This window comes from Shewanella sp. OMA3-2, from assembly GCF_021513195.1.
Classification (GTDB): Bacteria; Pseudomonadota; Gammaproteobacteria; order Enterobacterales; family Shewanellaceae; genus Shewanella.
On the sequence record NZ_CP090974.1, the window covers coordinates 3,092,844 to 3,112,075 of the forward strand.

Here is a 19,232-nt window from a genome sequence, read left to right on the forward strand (position 1 = left end):
CTAAAAAAATGAGCTAGCCAAAGCTAACTCATTCATTACATCAATAACCTGACAACACAACGACTATAGTCACTGCACCCCAGGCCAGTGCCTACACGATAGGCTGAAACGCGGTCAACGAATCCAACATAGTGGCATTACCTAAACCTTGTCTTGGGGCGACACGATTAAACTGGCTTTGTTCACCGTGTAACGCCATATAGTTAAGCAATACGGTTTCAACTAGCAAGTTAACATTATTGGCCGACGGTGCTGATGCAGTGTCAACAGAAGCATCGGTTCGCATAAAACCAATTTGTTGTTTTCTGGCCATTTGCTCTGCATTAGCACCCATTAATTGCGGCTTGCCAGCAGGGTTAAATACTAAGAAAAACGCCGCGCCTGTTGATGAGTTATCACCCGTCCACTCGCCTTTACCGCGACCTTCCTGTGAGTCATCAATACGGCCATTACTGGCAACCGAACCATCACTGAATACATATAGCATTAACGGCATATTGCGACGGGCGGCATATTCTAAACAGGCGCCCATACAACGTCCTGCGCGCAAATCTCTTAATTCTCCGGTGGCACGATCGCCAGTGTGATAGTCAAAACCGCCCATGGTGACTGTACCCGCACCCGAAAATCCATTCACAACCAGTTTCATAATTGAAGCCGTTTTTTGAAACTCAGATTCTGAATCAAACTCATTGATATTAAAAATACCACTTGGACCAACAATATCTGGGTCAAGTAACGGGTTTAACGTTGACGGATCACCAAAACGATCCGCTAAATCAGCGCTTTTAACATAACCACAATTAACCAAATCTTTAATCACATCGTCACGGGTTACTTGAGTATTAACCTGCGCCATTTTCTGCGCGCTAACCCGTTGAATACTTTCCATTACGGTCACCGCATCACGTTGAGATAACAGGCTAAACAAGTCACCTACATCAACCAATCCAGTGACATCTGAAGGACGGTCAATTTTCGTTGGTCGTTTACTCAGATCAATAAAGTTAGCAGCTGACATTGAATTGCCACCCGAGTCGGTATTGCGCGTGCCTATTAGCGGCATTAACGAACCATTTGCTCCTGCTGCAGCAATGGCATACATAGGATTATGTGGATTATTACCGGTGTCGTTATCAGATCGGTTTGGAATAACTGCACCATTAATTCTTGATGCGGTATCTGTAGATACTTTTTCAAGAATGCCTCGTAAAAAGGCTGAGTCAGAATGAAATGCCAAACCTAAGTCAGTGTTAATAAAATCAGACATGCCTGCATTCGGGTTGGCAATAGACGGTGCCATATCCCCAGGCAGCCCTAATTTGTTATACCCTGCTGTCGATAAAAAATCTTGTTGCCCACCGGCTCCGCCCACTAGCACATTAGATCCCGCTATATTGGCGCCACCAGCTAAGTCAAAGCTAATAAATGGAATTTTACCCGCACCTTGGACGCTAATGCCGCAGGAGTCTCTTAGGGCTTCTAAATCTGGTGATAATGTCGCGTTAGCGTTATTAGGGTTAGCAAATAAGCTAAATAACGATAATCCAGCCACCGCAGCGCCACCTTTACATAAACCAGTAGAAATAAACTCACGTCGGGTTAATGGCTTGCGGTGATCGGCAAACAGCAAAGGACTATCTGGATGAAGGTGTTTAGGTTTACTCATGGTCAGTTCCTTGTGCTTGCACATCTGGTGCTTGATTAAAAATAGTGACAATGAAACATGATTTGAACGATTTCATGTTCATCCTCCTACTGCACCAGCATAACGGCACTTGCTAACACTGCGGTACAACTGGCTTTAGCAATAGTTTGAGTTCGCTCTGCATCACAGTTTGTTGCGCACACTGACAAGTTGCTCACTAGGTTATCAAGTTCGTTATACACCCCCACTGTATTTGGCTGATTAGCCAGGTTAAGGGGCATTAATTGTGTTATCAAAGGGCTCAGTAACTTGCTTCGCTCAGCAGAACTTAATGCCACACTAGGCGGAGAACTAAAGTCCACATTAGGGAACCAGGCACTGCGTATTACGTTGTCTGTTATAGCGGTATCACAGTAGGCAATGGCCATTTGAGTGATGCCCATTTGTTGCGCTGAAATAAAGGTTTCAATGTTTTCAATACTCGGCAATTGGCGTTTCACCAACTGATAGGTATTGAACACCTTAGATGACTTAGGATCGACCCCCGTAAGCACACTCATGGTGTGATTAATTTCAGCGAAGTTACGCATACCTATTTGAGCAGACTGAGTGGTTGCGGGTACTTCTTCGGGAAATATTATCACCCCAGGAATAACCACATTTTCATGCTCACCCAGTTTCTCAAAAGTAAGGAAAAACTCATCCTGACTGGCGCCTTTTTCAAGCGCAACAAGAGTACCCAAAGAGGATATAGAAAACGGCTCAGCGATTTCTTGGCCTGCTTCAATCGTCAAATCCAGATTCATATAAGCCTGACCATTAGGGCTTTCTTTACCGTTAATACCCAGGCGGAGCCCCTTAAGCGGAAATCCATCACCGACTGGTACACCATCAATATTAACAAGCGATGCACCGCTAAATAGGTAACTGTAATTGTCAAATTGACTGACCTCAAACATCACATAGGTATTAGGCAAATCGATTAGATGACTGATCGCAAAAAGTAAAAAGAACTTTTCACCGACACCAACATCATAATTTTGCAGCACCTGTGCAGGTTCTAGTACGCGGTTATAAAGTGCCAGTAGGCGAATATCCCCTTGCCATACATGCTGATTTGACGCTTCACGACCTAAAATTAATGCAAAGCTGTCATCCCAATTGGCTAACGGGGCAATATCTTCGTCAATAACATTGATTAAGCGACCATTGACGTAAATTTTACGCCCTTCATTAGCCTTATAAGTCATCACCACATGTTGCAATGTAGCTTGCAATACTTCGGCCGCATCAGGAGTACTTAATGCAGGTTCTCCATTAGCACTTGAACTTTCAGTGCGCAGCATAAAATCATAATTATACTGAGTTTGGCCTAAGGTAAAGTTGCGCTCATTATCACCTGCAGAATAGGTCACAATACGCGCAGGCCCTTGTTGAACCACATTACTGGGAGTCACCCAGGCTTCAATTGAAAACTCACCTGTTGCTGTCATCAAGTCATGCAATTTTTTACTATTCGTTGTACTGGCCTGTGCTTTACCATTGTTAAACGATAAACCCCAGCTACCAAGCCACTCAATATCACCGCTTAAACTAAGATTAGCCGCGGGTGAAATTCCTGATGTGTCATAGGCAATGTTGCCCTCACCGGTTTTAAACTGGTATAAAGCAATCACGCCAGTCTCAAAACGGCCACCACTTGATGCGGTAATACCGTCAGTTAACCGCAGCGATTTGGACACCACCATATCCGCTGAAATAACATCAAGCGGAATTGCATCACTTAGTGCGGTAATGGCATCACGCATTTCAATACTGTTTGCCTGACAATTGTCCCAACAATTATGGAACTCACTGCCTAAACGCACCACTAAACGTGACTGAGCGGGCTCATCTAAGTTGATAACACGTTTGGCCGCTTCATAAGCTTGGGCAACATCATTACTGGCAAAAAACGGCGATTGAGCTAGCGGAGCACTTTGATCATGGCACTGCGAACAATACTGGTTAACAATTGGGTAAACATGTTGGCTAAATAAACTGCTGTCATCTGGAAAGCTTTTACTTGTACCAGGTTCACGAATAACTGGCGCGGTAAGTTCAATGGTATTTGCCGTACTCACCCGATCGTCCGCCCACAACTTAATCCACTGAGTCATGGTTTCACCACAAGCGGCATCACTGGCTAACCAGCAATTATGCCCGCCAGCTACTTTGTCTGCTAAGCGCGACTTTTGAGGTTCAGATAAATCAACCAGAGGATGAGTTGCCGCATAGGCGTCATTAACATTATTACGGCTGGCAAAGTAAGGCGCTTGTTTACCTTCCGTATGACAAGCACCACACTTATCCTGGGTTGAAATATTGTCCCAAAGTGAGACTTTGTATTTTTGAATATCTTCAGTGGCGGCCGCAGGACCTGTATAGACATCCGATTGAGGGTCTTGAGTTTTAGGGGGATTGGTTTCTACATCGCCACCGCCACAAGCTGTTAGCATCAGTAAAAATGAGAAAATAATCGAGGTTTTCATTAATAAGTGCTTCACCGTTACTCTCCCATACAATAATTGCCAACTTCAGCAAATACCCGCTTTAGTTGATAAGCATTCTGTTTAAAAGAGGCGGTAGTCGCATTGATTTGTGATAAATCAGCTTGGCTTTCAGCATCGCGTAAACACACTGTTTTAAATACTTTTTTCACCTGGCATTGGGCAAATGCTTGGCTATTAGCTAATTCTTGCCCCAATGATTTTGCTCCCGTACCTTGACCCGCTAAGCTATTATCCCAACCAAGTTTTTGGTTTGAGCCTTGGCGCCAATAGTTTTTCCATTGATCATTTGGGGTGACATAACCGTACGGAAAACTAGTGGCATTGAAATGGTATTTAGCTTGCACACGGCTGCCGGTACTGGCATCTACCTGGCCACTACTGTTGTAAGCCAATTTTCCAGCATTACCCTCGGGATCGGTCTCTAAGTTAAATTGATAATCATAATAGGCAAACGCTTGCGCAAGCGGATCCATCCCCGTATGACAACCAGAGCAATTGTTAATAAACAAACGGCTATCACCACCAGGGCTGCGGCTAACATCTTGACGAATTCTATCGGTAGATAAGGTGTTGTCTTTTAATGGCTCTAGGTCAGTACATAAGTGATTCATTAAGGTAAATCGTAACATGGCGCGATTAGTCCCTAAATAAAAGAAGGCCTTTGCCGCAGCACGACTGGTTAACACGCCCGCTGTGGCGTCGCTAGGTAAACCATTAATACTAGATTGGCTGGTGCGTTCTAAGCCCTGCTTTAAATCAATAAATTGATCTTCAAGCGCTTGGTAATGTGAATTGTTATTAACGTTATAGGCAGGTAAACCTAGGCTACTTTTTCCCACATAAACCATGTCAGATTGCAAAATATCTCTAAAATCAACATCATCTCTGACAGCACCAATGACTGTGGCAGAGTAATCGTTGAGGGGCTCAAAGCTATCTTGATCTATGTTGGTCCAAGGTGTGGCGAATAGTTTTAAGGTGGTGGAATAGAATGCTGGGGTTTCCATAGCTAAATAGGCTGCTTCTAGGGTTTTGCCTTCATCAAGTAAAGCAGCCATATCTTGTAACGTTTGTTGTGACGCTGCCACACCGGCGATACGGTCATGCAGCTGTTTAGCTTGTTCAAGTGTCCCTGCACCGGCATTGGTACAGTGAAAAGCCATTAAACAAATCATAAAGGGGCAGACTAATATTTTACGGCCGCAAAATTTAAGGCCATATTTGCCAGCTAAAATCAGCCTATTTAGTCTATAACATCGCGCCTTCATACTGTCTCCTTGTCATTTATGTAAATTAACAATCGCCAGAAGAAACAGCATTTCACCTTAGACTGATTTATGACGGGTAATGCAAAATCAGTAAAGCAGATTGTTTTTATTATTTAAGCCAATAACCTCAATGACTACTTATTCACAATTTACGCATTTATATTCAAAGTGGTATTAAACCACTAATGCAACCAAATTGTTACAACCGCGATAATACTTCTCAACAAGGTAAATAAAAAGGATTAATTTTATTTTAACAAAAGTGTTGAAACAAATAGGTATGACAGCAATAATACACAAAAGGTAAACAAGTCCACCCAATGACAATAACAATAATAGCACATCATTAAGGGATACGAATGAGGCCGAAATTAGGCTATAAATTTGTGGTTTTTTCAGTATTTAGCTTACTTTTAGGTTGTAATACTGATACTACAATCAAAGACGAAAAGCCTGATCCTGTGTTAGTTGAGTACCCTATTGTCTACATCCAACGCGATCTAATCAGCGCTGAAAATGAAGCACCACAATTTGATGTTTTTGATCCTGCTCATTTTAATCCGGTGCCAATTTATTGACAAAGCGTAATGCGTTTGCCGATTCACCTCCATTCAGTTTAACTGCATCTTTATTTAAATCAGACCAACTTGTTGATATCAGAGATCTATCCGTTTCAGATAACGGCCAACAATTATTAATGTCGATGAAAGTACAAAAAGTTGACGCCAATGAAGATGAACAAACTTCGTGGAATATTTGGCACTATGACCTCACCACTAAAAAATTATCTAGGGTAATGGCCAATGACGCCTTAGCCGAGCAAGGCAACGATTTAATGCCGTCATTTCTACCCGATGGCCGTATCGTGTTTGCCTCAACCAGACAACGCTTATCACGGGCAATTTTACTGGATGAAGGTAAACCACAGTACACAGCATTAGATGAAAACAGGGATAATGAAACCTTTAATATTCATGTCATGAACCCAGATGGTTCGGCAATTAAGCAACTCAGCTTTAATTTAAGCCACGACTTTTACCCTTTAGTGATGCAAAACGGCCAGATTTTGTATAGCCGATGGGACCTGATGGGGGCAAATCACGGCATTAATTTGTATCGAATGAACCCAGACGGCACCAATAATGAACTCGTTTTTGGTTGGCATTCACATCAAATTATCCTCGATTCACAAACTGAGGTAGTGGAATATATTAAGCCACAGCAGTTACCCAGTGGCGAAATTTTGATGATGTTAACTTCACGAACAGATTCAACAGCCATTAACAAGCGCCCTGTTACCATAAACATAAACGACTATATTGATGCCAACCAAGCGACCGCAACATCTGGGGCACAAGATAATGCGATAAATGATGTTGTTTTAGCTGACTTTGATTTTAATTTTTCTCAAGGCTTGTCGCCTACAGGCCGAATTAATCATCTATTTCCTATTCCAGATAACAGTAATCGTTATTTGATGAGCTGGGATTTATGCCGAGTGGTTATCAATGACCAAATTAAATCTTGCGGTCAATTAACCCAAGCACAACTTGCTGATGAAAATATAGTACTTGCCCCTGCATTTTATGAATTATGGTTATTAGACAATGCCAATAAAACGCAACAACTTGTGGCAACAACAGAGCAAGGCAAAATATTAACCGAAGCTGTGGTGATGCAACCATCAGCACAACCTAAAACCTTTATTGCTGACAAAGTAGTGGGCAATGAATTAGATGCGCAGTTATCGCTAGAACTTGCTGGCAGTATTCATATCCGTAGCGTGTATGATTTTGATGGCATTGATAGCACAGCAAACATCGGCGGCATTACTCGCCTAAGCGATCCATCAAAAACTCCTGCGGCAAACTTACCGGCTCGATTTTTACGTATTGTTCGTGGCGTACCTATGCCGCCCGATGACGTTCGCGATGTGGCTAATACTGATTTTGGTCGCAGTAATAATCAATTAATGCGTGAAATTATTGGCTATACCCCAATCCAACCTGACGGTTCAGTTAAAATTAAAGTGCCCGCTAATGTGCCACTGGCTATCAGCGTATTAGATATGAATGGTAAACGAATTGGCGGACGACATCGTCAATGGATAAGCCTAAAACCAGGCGAAACACTAGAGTGTACTGGCTGTCATACTGCCAATAGTCAATTACCCCATGGTCGCACCGATGCTCAGGTCACTAGTATCAATACTGGTGCAGCCGCTGGCGGAAGTCCTTACCCAAATGCCAGCGCAAACATCATTCCGTCTCAGGGGCAAACGATGGCTGAAGCGGATGAAATGGTTAATGGATTACCGCAATTAACTGCCGATCTTCGCTATCAAGACATTTGGACCAACCCAGCCATTTCCGCCATCAATCCTGCGCTAGAATATGCCTATAGCAATATGCAAACCTTGGCGCCAAATGGTGCCGAGTGTTTTACCCATTGGACCACCTATTGCCGTTTGCAGATAAATTATGTTGAACATATACAGCCTCTTTGGGATTTACCTCGCCCTGTCATCGATGAAGCGACACAAGTTGTGGTAGCTAATAGCACCTGTACAACTTGCCACAATATGATTAACCAAGATGGCGTATCGCAAGTACCCGCGGGGCAATTAGCACTATCAAACATGCCATCAAGTGATCAAGTGGCGCATTTAACCAGTTACCGCGAGTTATTTTTCAACGACGTTGAACAAGAGGAAATCGATGGCATTATTATCGACAGACTGATAGAAGTACTCGATGCAGAGGGTAACCCCGTTTATCAAGTTGACAGCAACGGTGAGCTAATTTTAGATGCCGAAGGTAACCCGATTCCAGTGTTAACCACGGTCAATGTACCGGCCATTTTATCCACTAATGGCGCAAGGGCGAGCAGTAACTTTTTCGATGTAATGAATAACGCAACTCATCAAAATATGTTAACTAAAGATGAACTTAAGTTATTAAATGAATGGTTAGATATTGGCGCACAATATTACAACACGCCTTTTTATCCACTGCCATAATCATCGTAAACTAACACAATAATGCGGCAAGCATAAAAACAGGTATGCGTAGTTGGCTTCATGGAATAATAACAATAGGGATTTATGTTTAAGTTAATGTTTAAACACTTTAAAAATACACTCTGCTTATTGGCACTCGTTTGTTTAAGCCCTGCTGCGTTAGCTGAAACATCACCCGAAGCCACCTTGCGTATTGAGGTGCCTTTTATTGAGTTACATTCAGGCCCAAGCGCAGGCTATCCTGTAGTGTCAATTGTCGAAAAAAATGAACTGGTCACCTTATTGATAAAACGCACTACCTGGATAAAAGTTAAAAACAAACGCGGTATTGAAGGCTGGTTCCATGAAGATGCCTTACTCAGTTTGTCTAAAGATGGCCAAGCTATTACTCAAAACCAGATCAGCCAGCAAGATGTGATACACCGTGATATTGAAGCCGGCGTTATGTACGGTGATTTAGAAGGTGCTAACTTTTATAATATCTATGGCGGCTATGCCTTTACTCCTGTTTTCAGTGTCGAACTATCGGCAGGTAAAGCATTGGGGAGTATTTCAGACAGCGACATTTTTGAAATAATGTTAATGAGTCAGCCTTTACCCGACCTGATTGTTATTCCTTATCTTGGTGTAGGCGCAGGCCTTATTAGCACTAAACCCCACAGCGTTATTGCCGATTCAGAAGATCGTGAAAGTACATTGATGAGCGGCGCGGTTGGCATTAAATATCACATAGCACGTAACTTTTTAGTTCGGGCTGAATATAAACTCTCGTTAGCGTTAACAGATCGAGATGAAAATGAAGAGATCCAAACATGGAAAATAGGATTCAGCGTATTTTTTTAATGCCGTTATTTAGCGTCAGCGCGCTGACCTTAGGCATATTAACCATAAGCGCCCCGACTTTTGCAGCAGAAGCGGAAGTTAACTCAACCGTTGCGGTTAAAGCCAATGTAGAACGTCGCGACGTAGTAGAGGATTTACTTGATACTGAAAACTTTGAAGTGGGTATTCAAGGCGGGATCATGTCAATTGAAGACTTTGAATCGAGTCCTTGGGTAAGTGCGCACCTGGGTTATCACATCAGTGAGCACTTTTATGTCAAAGCCAACTATGCTCAAGCTAAAGCCGGTGAAACCAGTTTTGAAAAGTTAGCTAACGCCGCACCATTATTGACCGATGCCGAGCGCGAGTTAACCTATTACGGTTTAAATATTGGCTATACCCTGCTGCCTGGAGAAATATTTTTTAGCAAAGATAGGGTATTTAACAGTGCTTTCTCATTCGAATTAGGTGGTGGTAGCACTGAATTTGCTGGTGATGAACAGTTCACGGTAAATTTAACCGCAAATTATCGGGTATTTCTAACCGACTGGTTAGCATGGGACTTAAGCATGAGCGATTACCTGTTTAATACCGAAGTGACCGGGTCGTCAAAAACAACCCATAACTTAACCTTTGCTACCGGTGTAGCATTTTATTTTTAAAGTAGTAACACCGTCAGCTCAGTTTATAAAGAGCCGCTAAAAAAATGAAAAAGGATAATTAAATGTTGTTGAACAAACTGGGATATAAAAGCCTGCTTGCCGCGTTGGCACTATTAATGTCCATTAACGCCCAAGCCTTGACCGTAGGCGACATAGCTCCTGATTTTACCTTGAAGAATATGCAAGGCAACAACCTCAATTTAGCTGAGCAACGCGGTGAAATTATTGTAATTAACTTTTGGGCATCCTGGTGTGGACCGTGCCGTAAAGAAATGCCGGTGCTGCAAAAACTACAAGATAAGTATCAAGATTTAGGTGTGCAAGTTTGGGGCATAAATGTTGAGCAAGAAAACCAAGCAGGCAAAGACTTTTTAGCCGATTTAGATTTAAGCTTTTCTATCTTTTTTGATCAAACCAATGCTTTATCTAAAAGCTACCAAGTAGAAGCAATGCCCACCACCGTCATTATCGATCGCGACGGTATAGTACGTTTTATGTTTCGCGGCTATAAAGATGGTTATGAGAAAAAATACGCCGATGCGATTAAAAAGCTGATCAGAGAATAAGTGATGAAGATTAAATACATAACAGGCTTACCTACTGCGAATAAGCCTCTAAGCACGCTGACAGTGACTATAGCAACACTTAGCTTACTCAGTTTAAGTGGCTGTTCAAGTTTGAACATTGAGCCCTGGGTTAAACCCTATGAAAGGCAAAACCTGGCTGATCCCATTATGCGCTTAAACCGTCATCCCAGCGCAAGCATGCATATGGCACACGTACTAGAAGGACGCGAATCGTCCCGTGGCGCTGAAGGCACCGGAGGAGGGGGTTGTGGTTGTAACTAATCGAGTAAATCCATTCTTACGCCCAGGCTTATTTTTCTTGCTCAGCCTAGGTCTATTACTGAGCCTAGTTGGCTTGGTATCACATGCCGCCATTATTGACCCTGATAGAGTCGATGTGCTTTATCACAGCTATGAAGGGGGTGGAATGAAAATTGACGGCCCTTCTATTTTACTGCGAAAAAAAGCCTCAGAATCTGTTGCCGTTACCGCCTATTATTATCTAGACAGTATTTCATCGGCCTCTGTTGATGTTATCAGTACCGCCAGCCCATACACAGAAGAACGCAACGAAGGTCAATTAGGCATTGAGTATCTTCGCGATAAAACCATGATGTCATTTAACATACGTCAAAGTGATGAGGATGATTATTTAGCTCAATCCTTTAGCGTTAATGTGTCGCAAGACACGTTTGGTGACTTAACCAATCTCAATATGGGCTTATCATTTGGCGATAATGAAATTCGACGTAACGGCGATGAACTATTTGAAGAACAAAGCCAGCAATATCGCATTCGTGCAGGCATTAGCCAAATCATTACCCGTAACCTCACCACCAGTTTAAATGTCGAAGCCATTGCCGATAGCGGTTATCTTAATAACCCTTATCGAACGGTGCGATATATAGACAGTAGTATTCCATCAGGGGTGGGCTACCAAGCAGAAATTTACCCTGAAACCCGTAACTCCTTTGCCGCAAAATTAACCGCCAGTTACTTTTTACCCTATCGCGCCGCATTGTTTGCCCATTATCGCCATTTTACCGACAGCTGGGAAATTCAAGCCAGTGATGTCGAGTTAGGTTATCGCCATCCCATTGGTGATTATCTCGAGCTGGAATTAAAAGTGCGCTACTACCAACAAACCCAAGCTGAATTTTATAGCGACTTATTCCCCTATCGCGATGCACAAAACTATATGGCGCGGGACAAAGAGCTCAGTGACTTTAACGACATAACTTACGGCTTAGGGGTAACCTATTTTTTACCCGCCTCACTATCCTTTGGTGAAACACGCTCAGAAGCGACATTACAATGGGATTATATTGATTTTGATTATCAAAACTTCAGAGATCCAACTGCTGAAGGCGGCGTAGGAAATGAGCCATTTTACGGTTTTTCAGCCAACGTAATACGCGCATTTGTCAGTGTCTATTTTTAACGCGCTAAGTATACAAAGTAGCACCTGACAGGCGCTAATATTAATAACGATTTCGCTCAGTAAGCATATTGCATGTTAAGCGACCCTATATTCAAACGGAACTGCCAAGGCTTTTTGATATGACTCAAGCTCACTTTTATCACGTCGCGTTAACTCGTTTTTTTAGCGTATGCTTACTGGTTTTAGGAATGACTACACATGCCATACCAGTTAATGCTGAAGAAGCCCCCTTAGCCACAGAGCTTGAAAATATTAAAAGCCAAGTCCTTAAGCTCAATCGTGATTTATTTATTTTAGAGGAAGATTTACTGTTCCCAGCCAGCACCCAAATAGCCGTGTTTGTCTCTGTCGATGTTGGCCGTTTTATGACACTAGACAGTGTCGAACTGAAAATTAATGATGATAACGTCTCCGGCACCTTGTATACCGAGCGCCAACGTAAAGCCTTAGAGCAAGGTGGTATTCAGCGGGTGTATTTAGGCAATCTTAAAATGGGACAACATCAACTAACGGCCATATTTACCGGTACTGACGCTGAAGGACGAACCGTACAGCGCGCTGTTAACCATAACTTTGAAAAAACCGACGAAACTGTAATGATTGAGCTGAAGCTAGAAGATAACCAGTCCAACTATCGCGCCGAGATTAAAGTCGAACAATGGGTGTTGTAGTCAAAGTGCTTTAGCAGACATTTTGTAACATGGTTTTTGTAAAAGAGGTTTCGTTACATGGATTTTGCAACCAACAATGACTTTTAAACTGATATTTTCAACTAAATGGCTTAATTTATCAGGCCAACCTTTTAGCTTACTTGCGCTAAGGTGTGTCTGCGCGCTGGGGCTGGGCTGCCTGTTATTCACACAAGTAAGCATGGCACAAACTGAATCACCTCCTCCACAGCCTGTGCTATCCACTAAAACCGCATTAGAGGATAAACTGTACCGCCAAGCACTGTATTTTTACTTTGCCGGCGATTACGCTGCGGCGCTAAGACAAATTAGTTTAAACCAGCAGCGTCATCAACTTACATCATTAAGAAGTGATTTATTCGAAGCCGGTCTGCAAATCAATTTAGGTCTTCATAGCCAAGCGGCGGCAACCCTATTATCGTTTGAACAAACTCAGGCTAGTCACCATCAGGACAATTCAATCGATGATAACAATTCACAAAAAGCCAAATCATCAACATCTCCTACTGAGCTATTACTGATAGCCTTATTACAACTCAGTGAACAACAAATTGAGCAAGGCGATAATCAAGCTGCCCAGCAAACCCTTGCCAAAATCCAGCAGGTACAAGCTGAATACGTTCATCAATACCAAGTGCTTAACCAACTAGCATACTGGCCAAACGCCCCACTAATGACAGCAAAGTTGGCCAAGCCAGACAAAGATAATCAAGCCTTTGACAATTTATCAGCTGCTTATATTGGCCTCAATAATGCGCTGCTACACATGCAACAAAATGAATTTCAATTAGCTAAGCCCATTTTAAGCCAATTAAAAAATCAATCCTGGCAGTCCCCTCAACAAACCTTTTGGCAACTGTTGTTTAATCCATTTTCAACTGATCAATATCACAGCCTTGATAGTCAGGGCAATGTGAGTCATGACAAACAGCGCCAACAGCTAGCGGTTAACGATTACGCCAAATTATTACTGGCACAAATGTATGTTATGCAGCAGCAATATGACACCGCCTTTACAGAGCTGGCTAACTTTCCTCAACACAGTCCATACACGGAATCCGCCCTGTACTTATTTGCCTTTGCAGCACAAAATGCGGGCCAATATGATAGCGCATTTAATTTACTCGATTTAGTTCAACAACAATACCCATACTCTCACCTAGGCTGGCAAGCTGCACTATTAAGTGCCACCCAAGTTACTCAGCAACAGTCGCTTGGGCAAGGTATGGCCCGTTATCAACAAGCCGAGCAATTATACTTAGATAGAATTGCCGACTTAGCCACCTTTAAACAAACATTCTTAGCAGCAAGTGATGTCGCCAGTTTTACCCTAGTGAGTAAAAATATCACTCAGTCAGCCGGTAACGCTTCACAGCAGCACAAGTCACAACAATCACTTGAATTATTAACCCATACCGCCTTTACCACCCAATCTAAGTGGTTAAAAAAAGCCTTACTTAATGCACCTTTAGCAAACGATTATCAAACCGTGTTAACCCTTGATTTATTAAATGGTAACCTGGGTAATCAACGCAGTAAAAGTGATTGGTTAAAACAGACAATAGGGCTAAATAAGCAACGTCAACACAGTGTGATTGAAAGGCAACAGCAAACCCCTTATGGCGAATTAGTCGCCCAGCTGAAGCAGCAAGAACAAGCTGTATCACAAATCATTACCGCAGCAGAAAAACAACAAAATGGCCAAGCCTTTGCAAGCCAAACTGAGCAACAGTGGTTACAGCGTATTGCGCAAAGCCAACTCACCATTAATACCTTATCTGGCCAACGCGATATGAGTGATTATCAGCAGCGACTGGCTAAAGTATCTGGGGTATTACGCTGGCAATTACAACGGGACTTTGCCGACAGACTATGGCAACACCAAAAAAGCCTGCAACAACTCAAGCAGCAACTCAATTCACTTGAGGCGCAATCTGAGCGCTTTAATGCCTTGTCTGCTTCGCCACGGGTTTACGCTGACTTTGATAGTCGTCAACAAATGAATGAGGCAGAAATTAACCAGTTAACCTTAGCGATTAAACAGCTGCGAGTTAAAACCAGTGGTGATATTCGTCAAAAAGTGACAGTATTTGTCGATCAACAACAGCAAGAGTTAGCACGATTACTACTCATCACGCGTCATGAAATGGCGGCAGTATTAGAACAAATGGCACAAGCTGACACCTTGCCTATGCAGGGAGATCAATAATGCCGTTCCATCACATCAGTTCAAAAACACACTACAGCTACATAGTGAGCGTCGCGATATTGTTTATCACCGGAGTGGTTCTGGCGGGGTGTAGCAACACATCTGAACAACAACCGAGTAATATTAACCGCCCGACCCTGACTGATCTTACTCAAAAACGCACCGCCGCTCCAGTAGACGCAGTCACGATGAGCAAAGCGCAGCGCAGCAGAAAACTGGCGCAAATATATCAACAGTTATTATCAATAGAACCTGATCCTGAAATTAGAACCCATGTTGAATATCGCCTAGTACAAATTAATACCGAATCATTTGAAACACTGTCCTATGGCGGTGAAGATGACGATTTCATTGAACCCAATCAAAGTATACAAGCTGAAGATGCTGCGGTATTAGCCCAATTAAAACAAGACAATGTTGCACTGCAAAAACTGATCAGCGATTACCAAGATTTACTGCAGCGCTACCCTAATCGGCCTGAAAATGAGCATCTACAATACCAGCTTGCCAAAGCACTCGACTTACAGGGCCAACAGCAGCCTAGCTTGGTTGAAATGGAGTCATTGCTACGCAATTACCCACACACCCAATACCTTGCTGAGTTAAACTTTAGACGCGGTGAAATTTACTATAACCAGCAAAATTACCCTGCTGCTATCCAAGCTTATTATCAAGTATTGCAAGCCGACAATAACCAAAAATACAAAATAAACAGCCTGTACATGTCTGGATGGTCGCAATTCAAGCTCAATAGACTGCCTGAAGCAGATAAGGCTTTTCTAAAGGTGTTTGAAGCGATTATTGACGCAGATGACAAGCAAAATACACTGACTCAAGAGAACTTCTCTTTTGATAAACTTGGCCAACGGGCACAAAATTTAGCCATAGATACCCAAAGGGTACTGAGTATTTCATTAAGTCAGCAAGGGCAGTCTGAATCACTGGTTCAATTGATTAAAAGTAATGCATCTTTGCCTAACCTAGCCCTCTATCAACATGTGTTATTTGATAACTTAGCCCAGTTTTTACTCAAAAAAGAACTCATCCATGATGCTGAGCTGACCTACAAAGCCTATATTGACTTAGCTAAAGACAACATGTGGTCAACTCGCTTCTCTTTATCTTTACTGGACTTATATCAAAGCCAAGGCAAGTTTGCCTCAATGCATGAGCTCAAAGAACAATTTGTTAATCAATATGGCTTAAACAGTGCTTTTTGGGCTGTGGCGACACCAGCGCAGCAAACAGAATTACTGCCTAACTTATTATCATTTAGTGATGAGCACAGTCGGCGCACTTATGCTTATGCGCAATCATTACAAGGCAATGCGCGCGTGAGTGCATTTTCACAAGCCGCTAACGCGTTAAAGGTGTATTTAAATCATGCATTATTGCCGCAAGCATTGTCATTACTGAGCAAAGATATTGTTACCGATCAATACCTTTTTGCCGACGCCAATTTTGAAGCTAAACAATATCTGCAAGCATTAACCAGTTATCAACAAATTGCCTATCCAACTGATGCGTTAACTCATAGCCTAGCTAATCCAACAAATACTGCAAAAGTGACACAAACTGCCGAACGAACACAAATTCAATTACAATCCGCTTATGCGACCACCATTACCATTCGTGAAATGATCAAGGGTTATCCGCAGGAAACCCAGGCAGATAACTCTCAATATCAAACATTAATAATAAAGCGTAATCAATTAGATAAAGACTTTATCAGCCATTACCCGCAGGATAAACGCGCCCTGCAAATTGCCACTAATGCAGCAGAGTATTCATTTGAGGCTCAAGATTATGCTGCCTTAACACAATTCACCAATTTTGTATTACTGAGCCACAGGGTGATTGACCAAAACGCCCAACAACAAGCAGTTTATGTAAACGTTAACAGCGCGAACTCATTATCGCCAAGTGCTTTAAAACAAGTGCAATTTGTCAGCCAGCTCTATGCTAATAGCTTATATCAACAAGGATTATATGCCCCAGCCGAGCGAGGTTACACACTGGCATTAGCCTACGCTGACAAAAAATCTAACGCATGGCTAGAAATGCGAAACCTGTTAGCCTCTAGTATTTATTTTCAAGCACAAGCACTAAAACTAACTCAAGCAGATTTAGCCGTTACCCAGCTGCTGCGAGTGGGCCAAGTTGTGCCTGAATCCACTTATGCTGTGAATGCTGAATTTGATGCGGCCAATTTATTGCTTGAACAACAGCGCTGGCAAGAAGCCGTGATGGTATTAAAACCCTTTAAACTACGCTATCCAAATCATCAATTTAGCGCAGCCATACCAGCTAAATTGGCTCAGTCCTTTGAGGCGTTAGGTCAATGGGAATTAGCGGCTGAACAACTGCTGATTATTGTTGATAGTCAAGATTCGATATCGCTAAAGCGTGAAGCACTGTACACCGCGGCTGAATATTACCTCAAAGCGGGCAATGCAACCAAAGCGCTGACCACCTTTAAACATTACGCAAATACTTATCCGCAACCCTTTGATATCGCGCAGGAAGCTCGCTTTAAAGTGAGTGAGTTTTATCAGGCTAGCGGCGAGCAAACTAAACAGTTTTATTGGTTTAAGCAAATATTAAGTTTTCACCAAAAACAAGCGCAATCATTGCCACAACACATTCAAACGCGTCAAATTGAGCTAGCGTCTTTATCTGCTTTTGGCTTAGGTGAAGCGGAGCAACAATCCTTTATAAGCATTAAGCTTAATGTGCCACTACAGAAAAGCTTAAAACGTAAACAAGACGCGATGAAAAAAGCCATTGGTTATTATCAACAGGTATTAGATTTCCAATTAGCTAAGTATGTTCCCCATACCACCTTCAACTTAGCTGAAATGTACCGTCAATTGGCCCAAGATATGATGCAGTCTCAACGCCCTACTGATTTAGATGAACTGGCATTAGAAGAGTACGACATTTTACTGGAAGAGTTAGCCTATCCTTTTGAAGAAAAAGCCATTGAAATTCATGTCAGTAATACTGAGCGTGCTTGGCAAAATATTTATGACCAATGGGTCGGCCAAAGCTTCAATAAGCTTGCAGAAATTGCCCCCGCGCTTTATCAAAAACCTGAATTAACCCACGAGGTGATCGATGCAATTCATTAATCAAGCAAGATCACTGACATCAAACATCAATAAGTTATTAACGGCTTTACTGGTTATAATAATGGTGATGTTACTGCAAAGCTGTGCGTCAGCGCCCGACTCAGCCAACAGTAACACTGACAAGGGTTCATTAGGCAGCTTAGGTAAAGACATTGTCGGCATGGTGGACACAAAGCCATCAAGGGAAAATAATAGCAACAGTCATATCATTTCCAATAGCACACAAAACCGCTACCTTGAGCAAGTCGACATTAAGTTAGCCAATGTACCTAAAAGTGTCATCAGTCAATATCAACAGGCGATTGAGTTAATGCGCCGCCAACAGTGGCAAGCCGCTGATAAAATGTTGGATAAGGTCATTACTGCGCAGCCGCAATTATCGGGCGCTTATGTTAATAAAGCGCTCAGTGCATTACAGCAAGACAATATAGCAGCTGCAAATTCACTATTAGATAAAGCGATACTGGTTAATGCAGACAACCCTTACGCCCATCAAATTAAGGCCAGTTTACTGCGCACCCAAGGCCAGTATGAACAAGCTGAACAACATTACCGCAGCGCATTGGCTATTTGGCCTCAGTACCCTGAAGCACAAGTCAATTTAGCCATTTTACTTGAGTTATATCGCGGCCAGTATTTAGAAGCGAGACAATACTACTTAGCTTATTTGGCCAACCAATCTGATAACCAGCAAGTGAAACGTTGGTTAGCCGGTGTTGAGATTAAAATGCAGCGCGCAGGCCTAATCATTCCTGCAGATATCTCAACATTGGAACCAAAATATATGCCAAAAGAGAGCGAACAATATGTTCCACAGCCGAAGGAAGCACAATAATGAACAATGCATTTTTATTACAACTTTACTTGGTGGCAATGCTTTTTTCTGTAAGTGCAATGGCAGCTGGCAAAATCGATGCAAATGCTCAAACTACGGTGACAAAATCAACGCAAGCTGAACCAACACAGAAAATAAGTGCAGCCAAAACGAACCAGCCAGTGTTAATTGAAAGTAAGGTCACCGGATCGCAAGAGCAACCCAAGGTGCTTTACATCATGCCGTGGCAAGGGATCACTAATCCGATTAGTGTTGATAATAACGACATGAAGCTTGCCCTGCCCCAATTTAAACCGATCCACCCTAAAGTGTTTCAGCAGCAAGTAAGAGACTTTACCGCGCCAATCGAAACCAATACAAAATAGGGTCAAGTTACAGATGATTAATAAT

At 42.5% G+C, this 19,232-nt stretch carries 15 protein-coding genes; 12 read left to right on the forward strand and 3 right to left on the reverse strand.

Features of this window, described 5'->3' with window-relative positions; all coding sequences use genetic code 11:
- Window positions 1–91 precede the first annotated feature (91 nt).
- The 3 genes from L0B17_RS13645 to L0B17_RS13655 all read right to left on the reverse strand — a co-directional run bounded on the left by L0B17_RS13645 (window position 92) and on the right by L0B17_RS13655 (window position 5,363).
- Window positions 92–1,669, reverse strand: coding sequence for a general secretion pathway protein GspF (locus L0B17_RS13645; RefSeq protein WP_235085539.1), 1,578 nt, complete (start codon window positions 1,667–1,669; stop codon window positions 92–94).
- A gap of 86 nt (window positions 1,670–1,755) precedes the next feature.
- Window positions 1,756–4,194 (reverse strand): LamG domain-containing protein, encoded by a 2,439-nt coding sequence (locus L0B17_RS13650; RefSeq protein WP_235085541.1) that lies wholly within the window; start codon window positions 4,192–4,194, stop codon window positions 1,756–1,758.
- Window positions 4,195–4,196: 2 nt separating this feature from the next.
- A complete protein-coding gene (locus L0B17_RS13655; RefSeq protein ID WP_235085543.1) occupies window positions 4,197–5,363 on the reverse strand; it encodes a hypothetical protein in 1,167 nt (388 codons plus the stop codon).
- A gap of 464 nt (window positions 5,364–5,827) precedes the next feature.
- Here L0B17_RS13655 and L0B17_RS13660 point away from each other — a divergent pair, with 464 nt between their 5' ends.
- From L0B17_RS13660 to L0B17_RS13715, 12 genes are all read left to right on the forward strand, one after another.
- The gene (locus L0B17_RS13660; protein WP_235085545.1) at window positions 5,828–6,046 is read left to right on the forward strand and encodes a hypothetical protein; all 219 of its coding nucleotides are present in this window, start codon (window positions 5,828–5,830) and stop codon (window positions 6,044–6,046) included.
- Entirely contained in the window at window positions 6,043–8,487 is a 2,445-nt protein-coding gene (locus L0B17_RS13665; RefSeq protein WP_235085546.1) for a hypothetical protein, read from the forward strand. Before L0B17_RS13660 ends, L0B17_RS13665 begins: the two co-directional genes overlap by 4 nt.
- Window positions 8,488–8,571: 84 nt before the next feature.
- Window positions 8,572–9,330, forward strand: a complete 759-nt coding sequence (locus L0B17_RS13670) for an outer membrane beta-barrel protein (protein ID WP_235085548.1) — start codon at window positions 8,572–8,574, stop codon at window positions 9,328–9,330.
- A complete protein-coding gene (locus L0B17_RS13675; protein WP_235085550.1) occupies window positions 9,300–9,971 on the forward strand; it encodes an outer membrane beta-barrel domain-containing protein in 672 nt (223 codons plus the stop codon). Before L0B17_RS13670 ends, L0B17_RS13675 begins: the two co-directional genes overlap by 31 nt.
- 62 nt (window positions 9,972–10,033) lie before the next feature.
- On the forward strand, window positions 10,034–10,537 hold the full coding sequence (locus tag L0B17_RS13680) for a TlpA family protein disulfide reductase (RefSeq protein ID WP_235085551.1): 504 nt from the start codon (window positions 10,034–10,036) through the stop codon (window positions 10,535–10,537).
- A 3-nt stretch (window positions 10,538–10,540) separates the two neighbouring features.
- The gene (locus tag L0B17_RS13685) at window positions 10,541–10,819 is read left to right on the forward strand and encodes a DUF4266 domain-containing protein (RefSeq protein ID WP_235085553.1); all 279 of its coding nucleotides are present in this window, start codon (window positions 10,541–10,543) and stop codon (window positions 10,817–10,819) included.
- Window positions 10,806–11,978 (forward strand): DUF3570 domain-containing protein, encoded by a 1,173-nt coding sequence (locus L0B17_RS13690; RefSeq protein WP_235085555.1) that lies wholly within the window; start codon window positions 10,806–10,808, stop codon window positions 11,976–11,978. Before L0B17_RS13685 ends, L0B17_RS13690 begins: the two co-directional genes overlap by 14 nt.
- A 119-nt stretch (window positions 11,979–12,097) precedes the next feature.
- Entirely contained in the window at window positions 12,098–12,649 is a 552-nt protein-coding gene (locus L0B17_RS13695; RefSeq protein WP_235085556.1) for an AraC family transcriptional regulator, read from the forward strand.
- A 199-nt stretch (window positions 12,650–12,848) separates the two neighbouring features.
- Entirely contained in the window at window positions 12,849–14,876 is a 2,028-nt protein-coding gene (locus tag L0B17_RS13700; protein ID WP_235085558.1) for a hypothetical protein, read from the forward strand.
- A complete protein-coding gene (locus tag L0B17_RS13705) occupies window positions 14,876–18,007 on the forward strand; it encodes a tetratricopeptide repeat protein (RefSeq protein ID WP_235085560.1) in 3,132 nt (1,043 codons plus the stop codon). Before L0B17_RS13700 ends, L0B17_RS13705 begins: the two co-directional genes overlap by 1 nt.
- Entirely contained in the window at window positions 17,994–18,842 is an 849-nt protein-coding gene (locus L0B17_RS13710; protein ID WP_235085562.1) for a tetratricopeptide repeat protein, read from the forward strand. Before L0B17_RS13705 ends, L0B17_RS13710 begins: the two co-directional genes overlap by 14 nt.
- The gene (locus L0B17_RS13715) at window positions 18,842–19,207 is read left to right on the forward strand and encodes a hypothetical protein (RefSeq protein WP_235085564.1); all 366 of its coding nucleotides are present in this window, start codon (window positions 18,842–18,844) and stop codon (window positions 19,205–19,207) included. The genes L0B17_RS13710 and L0B17_RS13715 overlap by 1 nt, the downstream gene beginning before the upstream one ends.
- Window positions 19,208–19,232: the final 25 nt, after the last annotated feature.